This is a genomic window from Agrilactobacillus fermenti (assembly GCF_047943045.1).
GTDB lineage: Bacteria > Bacillota > Bacilli > Lactobacillales > Lactobacillaceae > Agrilactobacillus > Agrilactobacillus fermenti.
Window position 1 is genome coordinate 1,952,671 of the sequence record NZ_CP181347.1, and the last position, 20,065, is coordinate 1,972,735.

Consider the following 20,065-nt stretch of genomic DNA (forward strand, 5'->3'; position numbering starts at 1 on the left):
TAAACCCCTTAAGTATATTATTAGAAAACACTGACTAAATTTAATAAATGTGTTATGATTGTTCAAGCAATTATTCATTGAAACAAAGTTTAGAAAGTAGGGAGAACAGCGATGTTAATCAAGCCTTTAGTTCGTAAAAAAGAAGAATTAACAACTGTTGAAGAAACGGTCACATTAGAAGATGCTTTGAAAGTTCTTGAAGATTCCGGCTTTCGTTGTGTGCCAATTTTAGACGAATCCGGTAAACTTTTCCGAGGTAATATTTACAAGATGCACATCTATCGTCATAAGTCACGTGGCGGCGATATGAGTCTGCCAGTTACTTACCTTTTGAAAAATGCCACCAAAACCATCAACATTCAATCCCCATTCTTTAGAGTTTTCTTTGACATCAAAGACTTGCCATATATCAGCGTCTTAGACGAGAATAATAACTTCTATAGCATTTTAACACATAATCAATTATTGGGGGCATTATCAGAGGCCTGGAATATTGATATCAGTAGCTTTGTATTGACTGTTACTTCTTCTGGTGCTCAAGGAGAATTAGCAACTATGTCTAAGATTATTGCTAAATACGCTTCTATTTCTGGGTGTATGACATTAGACGCCAAAGAAGAGAATTTTGTACGGCGGACTTTATTCACACTGCCGGCTAATATCGAGATGAGCACTGTGGATACAATTGTGGATAAGCTTGAGAAAAAAGGATTTCCTGTTGTAGAAATTGATGATCTGCAAAATGATAAAATCATCCGTGATAATGATATTTTTACTCGGTAGATAGATTTGTTTGACCAAATAAATATGCTAACAGAGTGTGACAAAAGACACTCAGCACCTGAGTACTAACAAGAATTGTAAGAAAATGCTGTACTTTCCATTTGAACTATTTGTTGTTAGATAAGGGTGTTGCCCCTTGGAGCATATTTAAAAAATAGGATGGTTCATAACTAAACAGAGAGCGAAAACAAAATATTAATTTTGTTTTCGCTCTCTGTTTAGTTATAAATAGTTCAATTTTTAAGTATTTACTTTATTTCATCTGATTATGTAATCGATCAGCCCTTTGAAAGGCTTCTTCTAATCCACAACTTACGATTAAAGCATGATCGACCAGTTTCATTTTTGTGCCTGATAGTTGCGTCACTTTATCTTTTAGGCGCTGTTTATCAATTGTTCTGATTTGCTCTAAAAGCACAACAGAGTCACGTTCAACACCATCTTCTTTAGCCGTAATACCGACATGTGTTGGCATCTTTGGCTTTTGAATCTTGGCAGTGACGGCAGCAACAATGACTGTAGGACTGAAATGATTGCCAACATTATTCTGTATCACCAAGACAGGGCGTAAGCCACCTTGCTCCGAACCAACCACTGGTGAGAGATCTGCGTAGAAAATATCTCCACGCCTGACGACAAGATCCATCGGCTCTCCCCCCTCTCTTGATTTATTGAATATGTGAGTAAGCTTCACTCTCCGAAACAGAAAAAGCTTCACAAATTTCAGAGTTAATGCTTGCCATGGCTTGATAGCCATCAATCAATTCGTGCAACTCTTCTTGGCGTTGCGATAGAAACTCGCTGATGGCTGCGTGAATGACTTCTTGCTCATCCACCGCATAAGCACTGCAATATGTCTCGACTTCCTGGCTAAGTTGTGCTTCAACTTGCACGGAAAACTTCTTTTGCTCCATGACAAAAACCTCCACATTTGCTGATGTTCTGCCATTACATCATAACACTGATTATGTCATTTGAGGAGGCCTAAATTTAATTTCAATTAATATACTTACGTGGTAAGCGATTTGTCAGTATACAAGCGAGCTCATAGTGGATCGTATCAGAATATGCTGCCACTTCTTGCAGCGTGATCTCAGCACCCTGATCTTCACCAATTAGGGTTACTTTAGTCCCAACATCATATGGCTTAGGCAAACGAATCATAAACTGGTCCATACAAATGCGGCCGACAATTTCACACGGATGTCCATCGACTAAAACATGAAAACCTTGCAGCCGTCGCAACCAGCCATCAGCATAGCCCATCGGTACAGTACCAATATATTCATCTGCCTCGGCAGTATATGTTGCGCCGTAACTGACAGAATCACCGGCATGAATTTGTTTACAAAAAACAATCTCTGAAGTCAGTGATAGTGCTGGCTGTAGTGGGTATGGCAGCTCGGAAATTGCAGTGCCTGATGGATTCAAACCATAAATTGCCACACCAAAGCGTACCATATTCCCATTACAGGCATCATGCCATAAACTGGTCGCTGAATTGGAAACATGCACATAGCGTGGCCGTTGATCTAACTGAGCGACATAAGCATTGAACTTTTTGACTTGCTGCTGAAAATAAGTCGTATCCTGCTCATCAGCAGTGGCAAAATGGGTAAATATACCTTCAAAGATAAAGTATTCAGGATTTTGTTTTATAAAAGCTACCGCCGCAAGAAAATCGACAACTTGTGTGAAACCAATGCGCCCCATACCACTATCAATGCCTAAATGCACGGCTAGAGGCTCAATATGGGATTGTTTGGTCATGGCATTTTTGGCAGCAACCAGCCAATCTTTGGACCCTACTGTAAGCGAAATATGCTGGCTGGCAGCAATTTCTGCTAACTCAGGTCTAGTAATACCCAAGACCAAAATTGGTGCTGTAAAGTGGGCCTCTCGCAATCCTAAGGCTTCATCCAGTATAGCCACACAAAAGCCAGTCGCACCGGCCGCCTGTGCCGCCTGAGCAACCGGAACCATGCCATGACCATAGCCATCAGCTTTAACCACCGCAAACAACTCTGTGCCCTGCTTCAGACGTTTGACTTCTTCACGAACGTTGTACTTGATTGCTTGTCGATCGATGACAACCTGCGCATTACGTAAATTCCCGACTACCATTTTTATTCATTGACCTCCTGAGGTGTTTCCAAAATAACTTCCGTCATAACCAAAGTCGACGTATGTGAAATCGAAACAAATGCCCTCCCTTGATAAGGATGATGCGTAATCATTGGCCGTCCCGTATCAGGATCATTCAAAACCTCTACATCATGTAATGAAACTTTACCGATGCCACTACCAAAGGCCTTAGAATAAGCTTCCTTGACAGAAAATCGCCCTGCCAAAAATTCATAACGCCGATGACTATCTTCTGGGAACGACTGAAACACGTGCAATTCGTCATCCGTTAAAATTTTTGCAGCAAATTGGCTGTTTTTCTCCTGAGCCATTTTGATACGTTCAATCTCAGCTAAATCAATACCAATACCATAAATCATTACGCCAACTCCGTTTTCAGATTATGTTTCATTATAGAACATTCTCCACAAAATAAAAAACCAATTCAAAAAATGAGCTGACTTAGTCATCACAATATGACTAAATCAGCTCACTTTTTAATTTAAGGTTAAACTAGGCGTTTGTATTAGTCCGAATCGTAAAGTTTCGACTAGAACGTTTGCCACTCTTGTTGTTATTTGATTTACCGTGGTTATTAGACTTATGCCCACCACTATAATTTTTGTTGCCATTATTAAAACGGCGTTTATCACGCCCACCATTGTTATGACGGCCACGAGCAGAAGAAGACCGACGATGACTAGATTTACGTGATGGTAAAGGTCGTTCTGGGGTAATCTTAACAGGAACACTCGTTGAATCCTTGCTGACCGTCTTCAAGTAAGCGGAAACTAACTGAATTGGCGTATATTCTTCAAGGAGATGTTCTGCACCAGCTTCATATTTTTCAAGGTCTTCACTAGTTAATACTTCAGTGATTTCGTCAACGGCATTTTTCAGCTGACCCTTGAATGCTTGTTTGTCAGTTGGTGGCATTAACGGTTTCATCCGTTTTTTAGTTAATTCTTCGATTGTCCGTAAGTAACCCATTTCATTTGCGGTAACAAATGTAACAGACATCCCAGATTTACCGGCACGGCCCGTTCTACCAATACGATGTACGTAGCTATCAGGATCTTGAGGAATATCATAGTTGTATACATGTGTAACCCCAGAGATGTCTAGCCCACGTGCGGCCACATCAGTAGCGACCAAAACATCCAAGTCGCCCTTTTTAAATTGACGTAAGACACTCATCCGTTTTTGCTGAGTTAAGTCACCATGGATTCCTTCGGCACGATAACCACGTGCCTGAAGGCCCTTAGCTAATTCATCAACACGTCGCTTAGTACGGCCAAAGACCAAAGCTAGCTCTGGATTTTGAACATCGAATAGACGCGTCATCACATCAAATTTTTCAAAATCTTTTGCCCGCACATAATATTGATCGATCAAATCAGAAGTTAATTCCTTAGATTCGATCTTGACAATTTCAGGATTATGCATAAATTTCTCACTAATGCGCATAATTGGTGCTGGCATGGTAGCTGAGAATAGTAAAGTTTGATGTTCATTAGGCACATGGGTCAAGATTTTTTCAATATCTTCAATGAAGCCCATATCCAACATTTCATCAGCTTCATCAAGCACTAATGTCCGAATATGTTCAATTTTTAGGATTTTACGATTGATTAAGTCTAATAAACGACCTGGTGTTCCGACAATAATTTCCGGATTATTATTTTTAATACTCCGCATTTGCCGACGGATATCTGCGCCACCGTAAACAACTTGAATACGGGCATGTTTATCCTGACCAAGACGATAAAGTTCTTCTTGGGTTTGGATTGCTAACTCACGCGTTGGTGAAATAACTAACGCCTGAATATTTTTGCTATCCATATCAAGATCATTCAAAATAGGTAAGCCAAAAGCTGCAGTTTTACCTGTACCTGTCTGTGCTTGACCAATGACATCTTTACCAGCCAAGACTAGTGGGATCGTACTGGCTTGAATCGGTGTTGCTTCTTCAAATCCTGCTGAGCTAATTGCTTCTAGTAACTTAGGATCGAGATTTAATTCCTCGAATTTCAAATAGTGTTCCTCCTTGATTTTGCCAAAACATCATCGCAAAACAACGAACACTTGAAATGGGAGGTCGTAGTTTTGCACTTTAATGTTTTATTCATAAAAACGTAACTAAATAATAATAACAAATTCCCTCACTATTAGCAAATTTAATTACTTGCTTGTAATTCAGCCACAACATCTTCCAAATGCAGCCCATGACTTGCCTTTAACAACACCATGTCATCCGGTTGAATCGCATCCTTTAAATCAACGGTCAATAAAGCCTTGTCTGCCAAACTATAATAGTGTAACTGATGCTCAGAATAACGATCTTGCAAGGCGTGATAAAGTGCCTGCATATCTTTACCAATCAAAAAGACGGTTTGAATTTGTTGGGGTTGAATGCTCTCCGCAAGGCTAGCATGTAATTCAGCACTTTGGGCGCCCAACTCTAACATGTCTCCTAAAACGATGATTCGATGGCCATTGGTTTGGATTGCTGTGAAGTTTTTTAGAACTTCTTTGACCGCCGTAGGATTGGAATTATAAACATCACTAAGTAAGTCAGCACCGTTGGCAGCCTTGACCCATTCTGTCCGTTCTGCAGTTAACTTGAATTCAGCCAGCGCTCCTGCCATTTGTTTGCTGGGTACATGAATCAAGTCACCTACAGCGATTGCTGCTAAAGCATTCATCACATTATAAGCGCCCATTAATGGTACCGAGAATTGCACCTCTGGCCAAGGACTCGCAACAAAAGTTGTTTGTTTTTTCTCAGCCACAACAGCTTGAGCAGAAATATCATCAATCTCATGCTGGCCAAAAGTACGTGTCTGAACCTCTTCAGGAACCCGTTCTCGCAGTAGTGGTTCATCACCGTCAAAAACCAAAGTCCCATCAGCCTTTAAACCATCGATAATTTCCATTTTGGCATCAGCAATTTTAGCTCGTGTGCCAAAAAATTCAATGTGTGCCTCACCAATCATCGTAATCACGGCAATATCCGGCTCTGCTAGTAAGCTCATCTTATGGAGTTGTCCTGGCCGATCCATGCCCATCTCTAACACTAGATTTTCGGTGTTGGTGTCCATACTTAAAATTGTATAAGGTACACCGATCTCATTATTATAATTAGCGCGCGTTTTACAAGTATTGCTCTGCGTTGCCAAAACTGCTGCTATCATATCTTTGGTCGTTGTTTTACCATTACTGCCTGTAATCGCAATGACCCGAGGGTTCACCTTATGTAAATAATATTTAGCTAGCTGTTCAAAGGCGGCTTGCGTGTCCGCAACTTCAATCAATGGAAAATCTACTGGTGCATGCGCATGGCCTTTCTGCCAAAAACTACCAACAGCACCATTTTGAATAGCTGACTCAATAAAATCATGACCATCACGCTGCGCAACTAATGGTACAAATAGACCACCCGGCTGAAGCTGCCGAGAATCAAAAGTCACACTTGTTACAATATTATTTTGCCATTGTGAATAGTCAGCTTCAGCGCCAACTGCCTTAGCAACTTCCTCTAAGGTCATTTTCATCGTTAAAAACTCCTTAATCTACCTACCAATTAAAAATTGGCTTCCATTTGTTTGCGTTGTTGATAGCGCTCAATGCCTAAATTGATCAATTCATCGATCAAATCAGGATATTGCAGCCCCATCTCTTGCCACAAATATGGATACATTGAGTATTGTGTGAATCCAGGCATTGTTTGGACCTCATTCAAGTAAATGTCATCACTTTTGCTAAGAAAGAAATCTACCCGCGCAAGGCCTGAAGCACCTAACGCAATATAAGCTGTTTTTGCATATGCCTGTAACTTAGTTTTAATTGTGTCGCTAACTGGTGCTGGAATCAATAATTTGGTCGTGCCGTCAACAAACTTGGCCGTATAATCATAAAACGTCCGAGCTTTGCCGATTTCTCCAGGAACGGAAACATTAATATCAGCATTACCTAAAATTGCTAACTCGATCTCCCGGGTTTCAGGTACACCTTGTTCCACAATGACACGATCATCATAACGAAAAGCGAAATCAATGGCGTCTTGTAATTTATCAATGTCATCGATCATCGAAATACCAATACTTGAACCAGCATTGGCTGGCTTCACAAATAACGGCAATAACAATGATCCTCGAACACGATCTAAAATCTGTTGTGCATCCTGACGCCAATCTTGCAATAAAATAGCTTCAAATGGTACTTGGGGAATACCAGCCTCTTGAAAAACCAATTTACTGATAATTTTGTCCATCCCTGTTGCTGAAGCCATGACGCCATCACCAACATAAGGCACATCTAAAACGTCTAACAAACCTTGAATCGTGCCATCTTCGCCATTAGTGCCATGCAACATAGGAAAAACAACACTGTCCTGATGTTTGAAATCATAAGGGGTAATGCTGCGCCCAAAAGAAGACTGGTCCGGCGCATTAAACACTGCTTCGGTGCCAACTGTTAAACGAAGCTGCTGCGCATCCGTTAAAGGTGCGGTTAATTCTGAACCGGCAATAAATTGGCCCTGCTTCGTGATATAAACAGGAACAACTGTATGTCGCTTATAAGACACCCCTTGGATCAAGGAAAAAGCACTTAATATTGAAATATCATGTTCGGCACTGCGCCCACCATATAGTAAATAGATTTTCATATATATACTCCTCTTTAAGCCTGCAACTTAACTGCCCACTGTTGGACTTCCCGATTATACTCAAGCGTACCCAGTTTTTCAGCAGAAGTCATTGACCAAGCAATATCATTCGGCACAAAACGATGCTTTAATTGAAAAAGTGGCACGATCAATTGATCATCTTGCCGAAAAGCAGCCGTAAAATCAAACAAGACCCCATCAACTAACAATTCATGAATCGCGTTTAAAGTTTGATTATCTAAATTAACGTAATGAATCACGTGACGCTTAAATAAAAAATTAGCTTGAAAATTATGCGCTTCAAAATAACGCGTAATCGTGTTGGACAGGACCCGATGAAAGTCTTCTAGATGGCGATAGTAAACCTTGGTCATTTCATTTGGTAATTCCAAATAAACATATTGATTCGCCAATTTATAATAAAATGGCGAAGATAAATGCGTATAGGCATGTCCCAAATACAGTAATTCCGATACCTCAAAAGGCGTGATCTCGTCCAGATATAACGTATGTTTATAATCGATCCATTTCTTCCGCGAAATTTTAGGGTTTAATAAGTAACGTAAAATATCTTCTCTGCCAGAAATTACATTAAAACCCGTGTGGGGATCGATCATTTCATTTTCGTCTACATCAGACAACAGCAGCAAATGTTCGGGCACTTGCTTGAAAGCATCAACAAAGTCGTTCATACTAATGCCATATGATAAAATCATATTTGTAACCGTTTCTAAATGTATGTATAAATAACTCTCAGACATTTCTTTACTCCGATTTTATGTCATCTTATTTACTTCTAACTGAACACTCAATACAGAATCACAATACTGGAAACCAACCACAAAGTAAAGTATTTTTCATGACATTTATTAAAATATAATTCCTGCCAATTGGAGGCTAAATCGATGAAACTGGAAAAATTAAACAATGAAGCTTTGGGTCAAATGAGTCAAAAGATTCGTTATGATATCACGACTGCTTTAGATATCCCTTACTATAGTAATCCCTATGATGACACGAGTAATTTTACCGGTGACAGTTCAACAAAAAGACTTGAGCTTCAGGTAAATTTACTGCTAGATGGTCAAACTGATCGCGCCATCAGTTTTTATGGTGAGCCCACCACGGACCAAAAATTAGGTGATGATGCCAGTGGTTATGTCACTTTTGCGGGTGAGAAAACTTATCTGTTTATTTCAGATAGTTATGCTAATACGTTTTTGATTCTGATTGAAAACGGTAAAGTTATCAAAAATTATCAGTTTCAGCAGCAAATTTATTCTGGACCTGAAATGATTGCACTCGTCCGTCAATTGGAAATCAATCCCATCAACGAGTAGTTTAACAATGCGAATCTGTACCACAAAAAAGGAGCCCCTGGCATAAAATAATGCCATGAGCCCCTTTTTAGCTTATTCAGCGTCTTTAGGATTAGCGTTCTTATCCGCAAAACCATATTTTTTGTTGAATCGATCAACACGACCATCAGCCTGTGTAAATTTCTGTCTACCTGTGTAGAAAGGATGAGAATCAGAAGAAATTTCAACACGGATCAATGGGTATTCTTTACCTTCATAATCAATGGTTTCACTTGAGTTTCTGGTTGAACCAGATACGAACTTATAGCCAGTTGCTGAATCTAAAAAGACAACTGGATGATAATCTGGATGAATGCCTTTTTTCATTATTATTTCGCTCCTTTGCCCTAAGTCATTTGCTGAGATAGAGATTAATAAGTACCATGCACATCAGTATATACTATCATGTTTTTAGACTGATCACAACAAGTTTTAAATGATTACTAGTCATCGACCATTTCAACATCGGCGCCAAGCTGCTGTAATTTATAAACAACACGATCGTAACCCCGCAAAATATTTTCAACTTTGGAGATCGTTGTCGTACCCTCAGCCATTAGACCTGCCAGCATCAAGCAAGCGCCAGCTCTGATCTCGTCTGCAGCGACTTCTGCACCTTGTAAATGATCCACATGATGCAAAATAATCACGTCATTTTCGATATTAATATTAGCGCCCATGCGAATCAGTTCAGGTATATGGCGGACCCGCTTTGGATAGATGGTATCGATCACAATGCCATCGCCTTCTGCTTTCAAGAGCAACGGTGTAATCGGCTGTTGTAGATCTGTGGCAAAACCCGGATAAGGGCTGGTTTTGATTTGAACAGCATGCAATTCCCCAGAAGGATAGACGAAAATACTATCTTCACCGACCTTCATGCTGACGCCGATTTCTTCTAATTTAGCCAAATAAGAATCCAAGTGTTCACTGATAATATTCTTGATATTGATACCATCACCGCAAATTGCGGCCATTGCTAAATAAGTTCCCGCCTCGATGCGATCAGGAATGATGGTGTGAGGATTTTTGGCGTACAAATGTGGGACTCCTTCAATTCGAATCGTATCAGTCCCAGCCCCACGGACTTTAGCACCCATATTGTTCAAGTAAGTAGCCAAGTCAATGATTTCAGGTTCTTTAGCCGCATTTTCGATACTTGTCTGCCCCTTTGCAGTCACTGCGGCTAAAATAAGATTAATTGTTGCTCCCACGGAAACCATATCCAAAAAGATCCGTGTACCCTTTAAACCATCTTCTGGCGCCGTAATGAACATAGCCCCATGTTCATTACTGACTGATGCCCCCAGTGCCTCAAAACCTTTGATATGCTGGTCAATTGGCCGCGGTCCAATATCATCACCGCCGGGCAAACCAACAATAGCGTGTCCAAAACGACCTAATAACGCACCCATAAAGTAGTATGAAGCGCGTAAACTCTTAATTTTACCATTAGGTAATGGTTTAAATTTAATATCCGTGGGATCAAGTTCTAAAGTATCAGTTGCTTCATTAAAATTTGTATGAACGTTCATTTCTTCTAAAATGGACATTAAATTATAAACATCTTTAATATGTGGCACGCCATCTAAAGTAACTTTGGTCTCTGAAAGAATTGCCGCTGGAATCAAAGCAACCGTACTGTTCTTTGCCCCGCCAATCACAACTTCGCCACTTAATTTATGGCCACCATGAATTATCATTTTTTTCATTTTACGTAATTCCTTGCATAGAAAATAGATAGAAATTCCAATAATGACACTACTATATAACTGTTTCTCAAGTAGTTGACACTATATGTAATGATATAGAAATAAACCATAAATTACAAGACACCTAAGATGAAAGATTGCTTTAAATTTTCAAAGGTTTAAAAAAACGTGCGGTACAAAGAATGAAAACATTCAATGTCCGCACGTTTTGGTTTATCTTGAGATTCTCGAATCTTAATCTGTTGCTAAACCTGAAGCAGCACCAATGAAAGACTTAAACAAGCCTTCTGGACGATTTGGACGTGACAAGAATTCTGGATGATATTGACTGGCTACAAAGAATTTCTTTTCAGGAATCTCAATGATCTCAACCAAGCGATTGTCAGGTGATACACCTGAGAACACTAACCCTTTTGAGGCTAGTAGTTCACGATATTTATTATTAAATTCATAACGATGACGATGCCGCTCTTGAATGACGGATTGACCGTCATAGGCTTTAGCTGCAACACTGCCCGGTTTCAACTTACATGGGTATAGCCCTAAACGCTGTGTACCGCCCATATTCTTAATGCCCTCTTGATCTGGCATTAAGTCGATCACATTATCTTCAATGTCTGGATCAGTTTCAGTTGTACCTGCATGCTTCAATCCAGCAACATTGCGTGCAAATTCAACGCTGGCCATTTGCATGCCTAAGCAAATACCCAAGAATGGCACATCATTTTCCCGAGCATATTTAATAGCCGCAATTTTGCCTTCTAGCCCACGATTACCGAAACCACCAGGTACAAGAATCCCATCAGAGTCGTTTAACAATTCAGCAACATTATCATCGTTGACATCTTCGGCTTGAATTTTATTTAACTCAATATCCGTATCATAGACGTAGCCCGCATGTTTTAAGGCTTCAGTAATGGAAATATAAGCGTCTTGTAATTCTACATATTTACCTACTAAAGAAATCTTAGTCTTATGATGTAAGTTTTGTGCTTTTTGTTCTAATTCACGCCAAGCTGTCATATCAGCTTTTGGTGCATCGATACCTAAATAATCACAAACAATTTGGTCCATGCCTTGCGCTTGTAAGCTTAATGGCAAAGTGTACAACGTCTTAACATCTTTTGATTCGATAACCGCTTCAGCATCCACGTCACAAAAGAGCGCGATTTTATTTTTAAGTTCTTGTGAAACTGTTTTTTCAGTTCTCAAAACTAAAATGTTCGGTTGAATTCCCAAGCCACGCAATTCTTTCACACTATGCTGAGTTGGCTTAGTCTTCATTTCTCCAGCTGCGTGTAAATATGGAATCAATGTCGTGTGGATGTAACAAACATTTTCAGAGCCAACTTCAGAACGCATTTGCCGTAAAGCTTCTAGATAAGGCAAAGACTCAATATCACCGACCGTGCCACCAACTTCAGTAATGATGACATCAGAATCCGTTGTATTGGCTGCGCGCATAATTTTATCTTTGATCATATCCGTAATATGTGGAATTACTTGAACTGTGGCACCCAAGTATTCACCTTCACGTTCCTTACGAATAACTTCCGAATAAATTTTCCCAGTTGTAACATTAGAGTATTTGTTCAAATCGTTATCAATGAATCGTTCGTAATGTCCAAGATCTAAATCGGTTTCGGCACCATCATCCGTTACGAAAACTTCACCATGTTGATAAGGATTCATCGTACCTGGGTCAACATTGATGTACGGATCAAATTTTTGCATGGTCACCTTCAAGCCGCGATTTTTTAATAAACGACCTAAAGATGCAGCAACGATGCCTTTACCTAGAGAAGAAACAACGCCACCGGTTACAAAGATATACTTGGTCATATCAAAACTCCTTCATTGTTTTTGTTGGGGAAGCTATAAAATACAAAACAAGCTCCCTATTCTAAAGAACAGGGAGCTTGTTAACCGTTTTGGCTTTACTTTTGTAAAGCGCCCAAAAAGTATAGTACAAGAAATGATTTTCATAGTCAAGCAAAAAGTTTATAGTCTTCGAAAAGCCTACTTTTGCTTGTCATCTTCAGGTGCGTCATCGCCAAAACCTTCGTTTTCACCATCGTCATCTGAATCATCATCATCGTCGCCAAATTCGGATAACTGACCTTCAATGCCATCTGGCAAATCATCATCTGCATCCGCATCTACATCGTCAATATCAGCATCAAATGCATCTAAATCATCGCTATTATCAGTGTCGTCATCGTCCGTATCGTCGAAGTCGTCATCTTCAGGATCATCATCATTGTAGTCGATCACGTCGTCGTCATCGTCCACATCAGCAAGAAAAGCGTTAACTTTCTTACGACGTTTCCGTCTTGGCACGCCATCTTCATCTTCAGGATGATTTACTTCTTCGTCAACAGAGTCATATGGATACCATTCGCGTAAACCCCAGACATTTTCACCCAGTGAAATAAAGCGACCATCGATATTCAAGTCAGTATAAAATTGAGATAGCCGACTTCTGATCTCAGTATCACTTTTACCTAGATAAGTCTGAATTGCATTTACCAAATCGGCAAAGGCAATCGGCTCGGTTTTTTGCTCTAAAATAGCGTGCGCAACTTCAATCATAGAAAGTTCGGACTTTTCTTGCCCCTTAAAAATATCTAGATCCAACCAGTACACGTCCTTTCAACAGTCTGTCTTTAATAGTAACGCTTCAAGCAGTAAAAAGCAATTGTAATTGGTAATTTCCAATATGTTGTTTCCCAGCAAATAATTGGTATTCAATATACAACTCTCCAGAAACCGGCCGATCTTTGATCCGAAAATGTAACTTAGGTGTCACTGTTTCCACTGGAATAACGCCATATGGTGTTTGATAACGCGCAATCATGCGATTGCCCAAACTAAAGAACAGTTTTAAATTAATACCGTCTTGACGCGATAAGCGTGACAATTGGACGTCTCCATTCGGCATGACTTTGATCATTACCGGTGTTTTTGCACCCGTGTCTGGGTCTACTTCAGAATAACGAAAGTATAACGTCTCCCCAATTTGAACCAACTGGCCCGGCTCATCAAAAACATGTTGGGTGGTCTCCCCTGCTTGCGCCACTTTTGTTTGTAAATGGATCTCAATTGGGATCGCACTTGTTAAATCCATAATCAACACGCCCTTTCAACAATATTATTATATGTTGCCACCGGATCAAAGACAAACATCGGGTTTAAGTATCCGCTTATTTTAAGCTATAATGATAAGTATATCTTACTATAATAATGAGGCAAACCAATGAAACTACTTAATGACTATTTCGGCCAAAATCGATTCATGGTGGCAGATACTTTTTACACGCCTAGCGAAAATTTGGCAAGTTTTGCAGATACAAATGCATTATTACAATATTGTGACCAATTCAATCAACCGATCATCCACTTTTGGACGTTAACTAATACCATTATATTGGGCATGATGGACGTCAAATTACCCCATTTCGCTGACGCTGTATCAACGCTTAAACAAGCGGGTTATCACTATTTCGTCCGCAACTCTGGTGGCCTAGCTGTAGCAAGTGATGTTGGCATTTTAAATGTCAGCCTTTTCTTGCCCAATTTTAGAACTGTCAGTATTGACGCAGCTTATCAACAGATGGTGGATTGGGTCAAGGCTGCTTATGATACCGAAGACTTACCCATCGAAGTTCGGGAGATTACACGTTCTTATTGTCCAGGTACATTTGATTTGAGTATTTACGGTCAAAAATTTGGTGGTATTTCACAACGTCGTGTGCATAACGGGGTAGCCGTCATGTTATATTTGAGTGTGACTGGTGATCAAGATCGGCGCAGCCAAACATTGCGCGATTTTTATATTGCTGGCCTTCAAGGTCAAACCAGTAAATGGCACTTCCCTGATGTGGATCCAAAAGTCATGGCTAACATGGACACCTTATTATCTCGAGATTTACAGGTTGAAGGTGTCAAAGCGGAACTACTTCAAGTGATGTCGCAAGCGCAGCTGCTAGACCAAACTTTAGCGTTTCAAACAATTCAAACTGAGCCTGAATATCAAGCCTTTTACCAAAATGCTTTACGTAATTTAGAACAACGCAATCAAAAAGATTTAGCCCATAAATTTAGTTAGGAGCTTAGTATGAACTATACTGCCAAATTACTCCCCCGGGAGAAAGTTTTTCGTGATCCCGTTCATAATTACATTCATGTCGCTTATCAAGTGATTTTAGATTTGATTGGCACACGTGAATTTCAACGTTTACGTCGAATCAAACAGCTTGGAACTTCGTCATTCACCTTTCACGGTGCGGAGCATTCACGCTTTACCCACTCGCTGGGTGTCTATGAATTAACTCGGCAAATTTGTGATAACTTTGTCCGCAACTATCCTTCCCAACAACCTGGCGATGGTCTGTGGAATGATCATGAGCGTCTAGTTGCCCTTTGTGCCGCCTTACTCCATGACATTGGCCATGGCCCTTATTCTCATACTTTCGAACGTATTTTCGGTACGAATCATGAAGCCTGGACTGTTAAGATCATCACTTCTCCAGAAACCGAAGTGAATCAAGTGCTCCGTCAAGTTGATGCGGACTTTCCTGAAAAAGTTGCTAGTGTGATCCAAAAAACATACCCCAATCCTCAAGTCGTTCAAATGATCTCCAGTCAAATTGACGCCGATCGCATGGACTACTTGCTTCGTGATGCTTACCACACGGGCACAAAATACGGCTTATTTGACGTGACCCGTATTTTACGGGTGATGCGCCCTTATAAAAAAGGTATTGCCTTCCAGGCGAACGGGATGCATGCTGTTGAAGATTATATCGTCTGTCGTTTTCAGATGTATCAACAGGTTTATTTTCACCCAGTTTCTCGAGGTATGGAGGTCGTTTTGACTCATCTGCTGCAGCGGGCAAAATTTCTTTATGAAGATAAGGGCAGCCATCACATTCAAGTACCAACTTTATTGGTTCCTTTTTTTGAACAAAACTTTGGCACGGATGATTATCTTAAATTAGATGACGGCGTCTTGAATACTTACTTCACTTATTGGCGTGATAATCCCGACAGTATCTTGAAAGATTTATCCATTCGTTTTCTGGATCGTAAACCACTCAAATCGATTGCCTTTACACCAGAAACAGAAACTATTTTACCCAAAATGCGAGATTTAGTTGAGGCGGCTGGATTTGAACCTGAATATTATACCGCAATCAATGACAGCTTTGATGAACCCTATGACGCCTATGATCCAGCCAACAATAACAATCGTGCCAAACCTCAAATCGAGATCATGCAAGAAGATGGCAGCTTAAATGAACTATCTACTTTAAGCCCAATCGTTCATGCCATTGCTGGTCGTACAACAGGCGACCGCCGCTTTTACTTTCCCCGGGAAATGTTACATCCAGATGATCTTCAAATCTTCACACCAGTTTACGATGAATTCAAGCAACATGTCAGCAATAACGCCCTCAAATAAAGGAGTTTACTTATGTCAGATATAAAAATTGTTGCCATCGATATGGATGGGACTTTACTAGATGATCACCGCTTGATCTCCAAAAGAAATATTCAAGCCATCCAAGCCGCTGATGCCGCTGGCGTCCATGTTGTACTTGCCAGTGGCCGGCCATTAGCAGGTTTAAAACCCTACCTACGACAATTAGGTCTATGGACCAAAAAACGCTACACCATCACATTTAATGGTGCCTTAATTCAAGAAAACCAGACCGATGCAACTATTTTAGAACACACGCTGCCGCTATCAACTTTTCAAACCTTCGCTGATCTGGCCACAGACCTGGGCATTCATATTCATGCCGAAGATAAAGAAAAAATGTATACCCCTAATCGAGATATCAGCCCCTACACGGTTGCGGAAAGTGCTTTAGTTAATTTAACACTGCACTACCGCCACTTGACGGAATTCTCAGCCGATAAACGTTTTTCCAAAATCATGATGATTGATCTGCCAGAACTGATCAGTGCTGCAGCCTCAAAGATTCCGCAGACATTACGCGATCAATATTACATCGTAAATTCCACCCCTTATTTCTTAGAGGTCATGAATAAAGAAGTGAGCAAGGGCAAAGCTTTAGCAGAACTCGCGGATTATTTGCATGTCACTGCGGATCAAGTTATGGCCATTGGCGACGAACGCAACGATTTAAGTATGCTGACCTATGCCGCTCACAAAGTCGCCATGGCTAATGCCGTTCATCAAGTTAAAGACATCGCTAACATTCATACAACTAGCAACAACGACTCTGGCGTGGGTCAAGCCATTGAACAATACGTGCTTTAATCAAAACCGTGTCAATTCAACTTCGCGAACACACTTAAAACTTATCTTTATGAACCAAAAAAGCTGGCACTTGTGGGTGTCAGCTTTTTTGGTTCATAATATCTTGGGAGGAATATTACAAATTACTTTTTTGGGAGGAAGTAAAAAATAATAAACAACAATTCTTAACTTACAAAACATAGTTTAGTCTGAATTTGTGAATAATTTGTGAGGAAACATTTACGAATTTATTAATTCTAAGCCAATGTTTTTAACCAATTCTTAACCGCCCAACGATGTGTCGGTCGTTTTAACGCCCGCAACCCCTGAGCAATGGGTACCCAAATTAGATTGTTAAAGTCTTCCAGTGGATCTTGGATCTTTTCAAAACCAAGTGCTGCAAAGAAATAGCCAGGATTATAATAAGCTTGCTGACGAAAATGTGAGTAGAAATACTCACTTGAGCGGCCAAGATAAGACAGATCTTTCACTTCAAAACCAGCTTCTTCAACCAACTCTCGCTTTAAAGTCTGAAACTGATCCTCATCAGCTTCCATCTCACCACCAGGTAATAATAATGCCCCATTAGGCGCTGTAACTAACAGCATGCGTGACAGTTCTTGATTGGGAATAATAATATAACTGCCAATTCGAGTTTTATAGTCTAGAGCGGGATCTTTGAAGCCAAAAACAACTTCATCTTCACTTTGAAATCCGTACATCTATCTCATCACCCTCCAGTTATTCTTATTAGTGACCGCTTTTTGTCTTCTGCTGCTTAAACGTGTTCCAAAAAGCAACGTCCTCTCCTAACGACGAATCACTCAAATGGCAAAACCGCCATTTGTCGTGATTCTTGTTAGTGCTCGGCCGCTGACCGCTTTTTGTCACACTCTGTTTATTAACGAGCAATTTTTTGGCGTTTTTTCATTTCATTACTACGTAATTGACCACAAGCGGCATCGATGTCAGTTCCATGTTCCTTACGTACCACACAATTGATTCCGCCTTGCATCAGAGTATCATAGAAACGCGCGATGGCTTTTTTTGAACTACGGGCATATTGGCCGTGTTCACTGACTGGATTATAAGGAATCAAATTAACATAAGCTAATTTTTTCAGTGGCCGCAACAAAGTGACCAATTGCTTCGCTTCAGCCACATGGTCATTGACATCATTTAACATAATATATTCAAATGTAACGCGGCGATTGGTTTTATCAATATAATAATTGATGGCATCAAATAATTTTTCTAAAGGCCAAGTCCGATTGATCCGCATGATGCGACTGCGCAAATCGTTGTTAGGTGCATGTAAGGAAATCGCAAGATTCACTTGCATATCCCGGTCAGCGAATTCTTTGATTTTATTAGCTAATCCGGATGTTGAAACAGTGATATGTCGAGCGCCAATTGCTAAACCAGATTGATCTTTGATCACATCAATAAAATTCATTACGTTATCAAAATTATCAAAAGGTTCACCGATACCCATAACGACCACATGGCCCACGCGTTCACCCTTACCTTGGTCATCTAGGTTATGTTGCACCTGCATGATCTGAGCGACAATTTCACCCGCGGTAAGATCGCGTTGTTTCCGAATCAGGCCACTGGCACAGAACGTACAGCCAATATTACAGCCTACCTGTGACGTCACACATACAGACAAGCCATATTCCATATACATCAAAACCGTCTCAATCATCAAGCCGTCTTCTAACTGAAATAAATATTTAGTTGTCTTATCGCTGGCTTGTTGCACAACCAGGGGTTTTAATGGACTAAATGAAAAATTTTCAGTCAAATTAGCCACTAAGTCACTAGGTAGATTGCTCATTTCCGCAAAGCCACGGACATGCTTTTTATAAAGCCAATCCCAGATCTGTTGCCCACGATACTTCTTTTGTCCCTGATCGACTAACCATTCTGTTAACTGTGTTTTAGTAAAATCATAAATTGATGCCTTCAATGTTTGCCTCCGATGTATTGTTTAATGTTACACAAATTAAGATATGGCCTAACTATAAAAGAAATTGTATCAACTTACAATAGGGGAATTAGATAATTTACTTCACAAGATTCCGGCGTTTCCTTATACTTAACTTATAAACACGATTAATCAGGAGGATAATTATGTTAAGAGAGTTTAAAGAATTTATCATGCGTGGTAATGTCATCGACCTTGCCGTAGCAGTTATTATTGGGGCAGCATTCAATCAAATCGTCACTTCTTTGACTAAAAATCTGATCAATCCCCTTTTAGGTTTATTCGTTGGTAAGATCAATTTTTCTTTTCTCGAATTTAAAGTTGGCCCGGCTGTTTTTAAAGTGGGTAATTTTATTAACGACATTATCAACTTCATTATCATTGCTTTCATTATTTTCTTGATCGTTAAAAGTATCAATAAACTTAATGAGTTGACCAGTCGCAAAGAAGCCGATGAAGCTGAACCGGAAAAACCCACTGCTGAAGAAACTTATCTTAAAGAAATTCGGGACTTATTGAAAGATCAACAAGTTCATCAAGCGACAACAACAAGTCCAAAAGATGAGTCACCTTTAAAGTAACGACATTGCTATCTTAAAAAGAGATTTAGAAGCCAGAAAACTGGTCTCTAAATCTCTTTTTTAATAATCAGTCGTGCTTAAATTTGTCCTTATTGCTCTAATCAACCATTTTTACCATGAATATGCAGTCCGCGTTTGATTACATCGAAAAAACCTAATGAGCGGACGATGTGATCTGCCGGAATATACTTGCGAATTGTACGCAACACTTTCTTAGGATCTTTAGAAGCGAACGAATAGGTCCCGTTTCGTTTTGTCTGAATGGCATAACGCGGGATCCACTTACCTTTAAACATAATTGATGCAACCACGTAATCGACTTCTGTCCAAGGAATTTGAATATTATTTCTAGCACTGCGATCATTGAAAAATTCGAAGCCTCGATCACCAATCATAATTTTGCCATAGTCAGTTAGTCCAAGATAAGAAGTTGCATTTGTTACCAAATCGACTTTTGTATTAATTGACTGAACCATTATTTTCCTCACTTTATATCATCAAATACTCATAATAATTATACGGCGTTTACTTGGGATAAGCAAAAGGACCGACGTCGTAAAAATATGCGTCGATCCTCTTA

Annotated in this window: 22 protein-coding genes; 6 read left to right on the plus strand and 16 right to left on the minus strand. The window is 40.0% G+C overall.

Features of this window, described 5'->3' with window-relative positions; genetic code table 11:
- Positions 1-111 precede the first annotated feature (111 nt).
- Positions 112-783 (plus strand): cyclic di-AMP binding protein CbpA, encoded by a 672-nt coding sequence (gene cbpA, locus ACNAN0_RS09845; RefSeq protein ID WP_416353171.1) that lies wholly within the window; start codon positions 112-114, stop codon positions 781-783.
- 253 nt (positions 784-1,036) lie between these two features.
- Here cbpA and ACNAN0_RS09850 read toward each other — a convergent pair whose 3' ends face one another.
- The 8 genes from ACNAN0_RS09850 to ACNAN0_RS09885 form a co-directional block, all read right to left on the minus strand.
- On the minus strand, positions 1,037-1,429 hold the full coding sequence (locus ACNAN0_RS09850; RefSeq protein WP_230913182.1) for a type II toxin-antitoxin system PemK/MazF family toxin: 393 nt from the start codon (positions 1,427-1,429) through the stop codon (positions 1,037-1,039).
- A 22-nt stretch (positions 1,430-1,451) separates the two neighbouring features.
- Complete coding sequence (locus ACNAN0_RS09855) at positions 1,452-1,697, minus strand: hypothetical protein (RefSeq protein WP_230913183.1); 246 nt, start codon at positions 1,695-1,697, stop codon at positions 1,452-1,454.
- A gap of 82 nt (positions 1,698-1,779) precedes the next feature.
- On the minus strand, positions 1,780-2,907 hold the full coding sequence (alr, locus tag ACNAN0_RS09860) for an alanine racemase (RefSeq protein ID WP_416353172.1): 1,128 nt from the start codon (positions 2,905-2,907) through the stop codon (positions 1,780-1,782).
- 2 nt (positions 2,908-2,909) lie between these two features.
- Positions 2,910-3,287, minus strand: a complete 378-nt coding sequence (gene acpS / locus ACNAN0_RS09865) for a holo-ACP synthase (protein WP_230913185.1) — start codon at positions 3,285-3,287, stop codon at positions 2,910-2,912.
- Positions 3,288-3,420: 133 nt separating this feature from the next.
- Positions 3,421-4,941 carry a DEAD/DEAH box helicase gene (locus ACNAN0_RS09870; protein ID WP_230913186.1) on the minus strand — a complete coding sequence of 507 codons (1,521 nt, stop codon included), beginning with the start codon at positions 4,939-4,941 and terminating at the stop codon, positions 3,421-3,423.
- A gap of 143 nt (positions 4,942-5,084) precedes the next feature.
- The gene (locus ACNAN0_RS09875; protein WP_230913187.1) at positions 5,085-6,461 is read right to left on the minus strand and encodes a UDP-N-acetylmuramoyl-tripeptide--D-alanyl-D-alanine ligase; all 1,377 of its coding nucleotides are present in this window, start codon (positions 6,459-6,461) and stop codon (positions 5,085-5,087) included.
- Positions 6,462-6,490: 29 nt separating this feature from the next.
- Positions 6,491-7,576 (minus strand): D-alanine--D-alanine ligase family protein, encoded by a 1,086-nt coding sequence (locus ACNAN0_RS09880; RefSeq protein WP_416353173.1) that lies wholly within the window; start codon positions 7,574-7,576, stop codon positions 6,491-6,493.
- 14 nt (positions 7,577-7,590) lie between these two features.
- Positions 7,591-8,337, minus strand: a complete 747-nt coding sequence (locus ACNAN0_RS09885) for a hypothetical protein (RefSeq protein ID WP_230913189.1) — start codon at positions 8,335-8,337, stop codon at positions 7,591-7,593.
- 144 nt (positions 8,338-8,481) lie between these two features.
- Between ACNAN0_RS09885 and ACNAN0_RS09890 the strand changes: the two genes are divergently transcribed.
- Positions 8,482-8,916 carry a hypothetical protein gene (locus tag ACNAN0_RS09890; protein ID WP_230913190.1) on the plus strand — a complete coding sequence of 145 codons (435 nt, stop codon included), beginning with the start codon at positions 8,482-8,484 and terminating at the stop codon, positions 8,914-8,916.
- A 72-nt stretch (positions 8,917-8,988) separates the two neighbouring features.
- Here the strand turns inward: ACNAN0_RS09890 and ACNAN0_RS09895 are convergent, their stop codons facing one another.
- The 5 genes from ACNAN0_RS09895 to ACNAN0_RS09915 all read right to left on the minus strand — a co-directional run bounded on the left by ACNAN0_RS09895 (position 8,989) and on the right by ACNAN0_RS09915 (position 13,773).
- The gene (locus ACNAN0_RS09895; protein WP_230913191.1) at positions 8,989-9,261 is read right to left on the minus strand and encodes a type B 50S ribosomal protein L31; all 273 of its coding nucleotides are present in this window, start codon (positions 9,259-9,261) and stop codon (positions 8,989-8,991) included.
- 116 nt (positions 9,262-9,377) lie between these two features.
- A complete protein-coding gene (locus ACNAN0_RS09900; protein WP_230913192.1) occupies positions 9,378-10,646 on the minus strand; it encodes a UDP-N-acetylglucosamine 1-carboxyvinyltransferase in 1,269 nt (422 codons plus the stop codon).
- Positions 10,647-10,880: 234 nt separating this feature from the next.
- Positions 10,881-12,488, minus strand: a complete 1,608-nt coding sequence (locus tag ACNAN0_RS09905; protein ID WP_230913193.1) for a CTP synthase — start codon at positions 12,486-12,488, stop codon at positions 10,881-10,883.
- 177 nt (positions 12,489-12,665) lie between these two features.
- Positions 12,666-13,283: a DNA-directed RNA polymerase subunit delta gene (gene rpoE / locus ACNAN0_RS09910; RefSeq protein ID WP_407929181.1), complete on the minus strand. Its 618-nt coding sequence runs from the start codon at positions 13,281-13,283 to the stop codon at positions 12,666-12,668.
- Between the two features lie 43 nt (positions 13,284-13,326).
- Positions 13,327-13,773 (minus strand): DUF1934 domain-containing protein, encoded by a 447-nt coding sequence (locus ACNAN0_RS09915; RefSeq protein ID WP_416353174.1) that lies wholly within the window; start codon positions 13,771-13,773, stop codon positions 13,327-13,329.
- A 129-nt stretch (positions 13,774-13,902) separates the two neighbouring features.
- Here ACNAN0_RS09915 and ACNAN0_RS09920 point away from each other — a divergent pair, with 129 nt between their 5' ends.
- The 3 genes from ACNAN0_RS09920 to yidA are packed head-to-tail and all read left to right on the plus strand — an operon-like array spanning position 13,903 to position 16,935.
- Positions 13,903-14,754, plus strand: coding sequence for a lipoate--protein ligase family protein (locus ACNAN0_RS09920; RefSeq protein ID WP_416353175.1), 852 nt, complete (start codon positions 13,903-13,905; stop codon positions 14,752-14,754).
- 9 nt (positions 14,755-14,763) lie between these two features.
- Positions 14,764-16,110 (plus strand): HD domain-containing protein, encoded by a 1,347-nt coding sequence (locus ACNAN0_RS09925; protein ID WP_416353176.1) that lies wholly within the window; start codon positions 14,764-14,766, stop codon positions 16,108-16,110.
- 12 nt (positions 16,111-16,122) lie between these two features.
- The gene (gene yidA, locus ACNAN0_RS09930) at positions 16,123-16,935 is read left to right on the plus strand and encodes a sugar-phosphatase (protein ID WP_230913197.1); all 813 of its coding nucleotides are present in this window, start codon (positions 16,123-16,125) and stop codon (positions 16,933-16,935) included.
- Positions 16,936-17,171: 236 nt separating this feature from the next.
- Here the strand turns inward: yidA and ACNAN0_RS09935 are convergent, their stop codons facing one another.
- Both ACNAN0_RS09935 and rlmN read right to left on the minus strand, forming a co-directional pair.
- Entirely contained in the window at positions 17,172-17,636 is a 465-nt protein-coding gene (locus ACNAN0_RS09935) for an NUDIX hydrolase (protein ID WP_230913198.1), read from the minus strand.
- A 179-nt stretch (positions 17,637-17,815) separates the two neighbouring features.
- Positions 17,816-18,886 (minus strand): 23S rRNA (adenine(2503)-C(2))-methyltransferase RlmN, encoded by a 1,071-nt coding sequence (gene rlmN / locus ACNAN0_RS09940; protein ID WP_230913199.1) that lies wholly within the window; start codon positions 18,884-18,886, stop codon positions 17,816-17,818.
- Between the two features lie 164 nt (positions 18,887-19,050).
- Between rlmN and mscL the strand changes: the two genes are divergently transcribed.
- On the plus strand, positions 19,051-19,485 hold the full coding sequence (gene mscL, locus ACNAN0_RS09945; protein WP_230913200.1) for a large-conductance mechanosensitive channel protein MscL: 435 nt from the start codon (positions 19,051-19,053) through the stop codon (positions 19,483-19,485).
- A gap of 101 nt (positions 19,486-19,586) precedes the next feature.
- Here mscL and ACNAN0_RS09950 read toward each other — a convergent pair whose 3' ends face one another.
- Entirely contained in the window at positions 19,587-19,961 is a 375-nt protein-coding gene (locus ACNAN0_RS09950) for a DUF956 family protein (protein ID WP_230913201.1), read from the minus strand.
- Positions 19,962-20,065 lie beyond the last annotated feature (104 nt).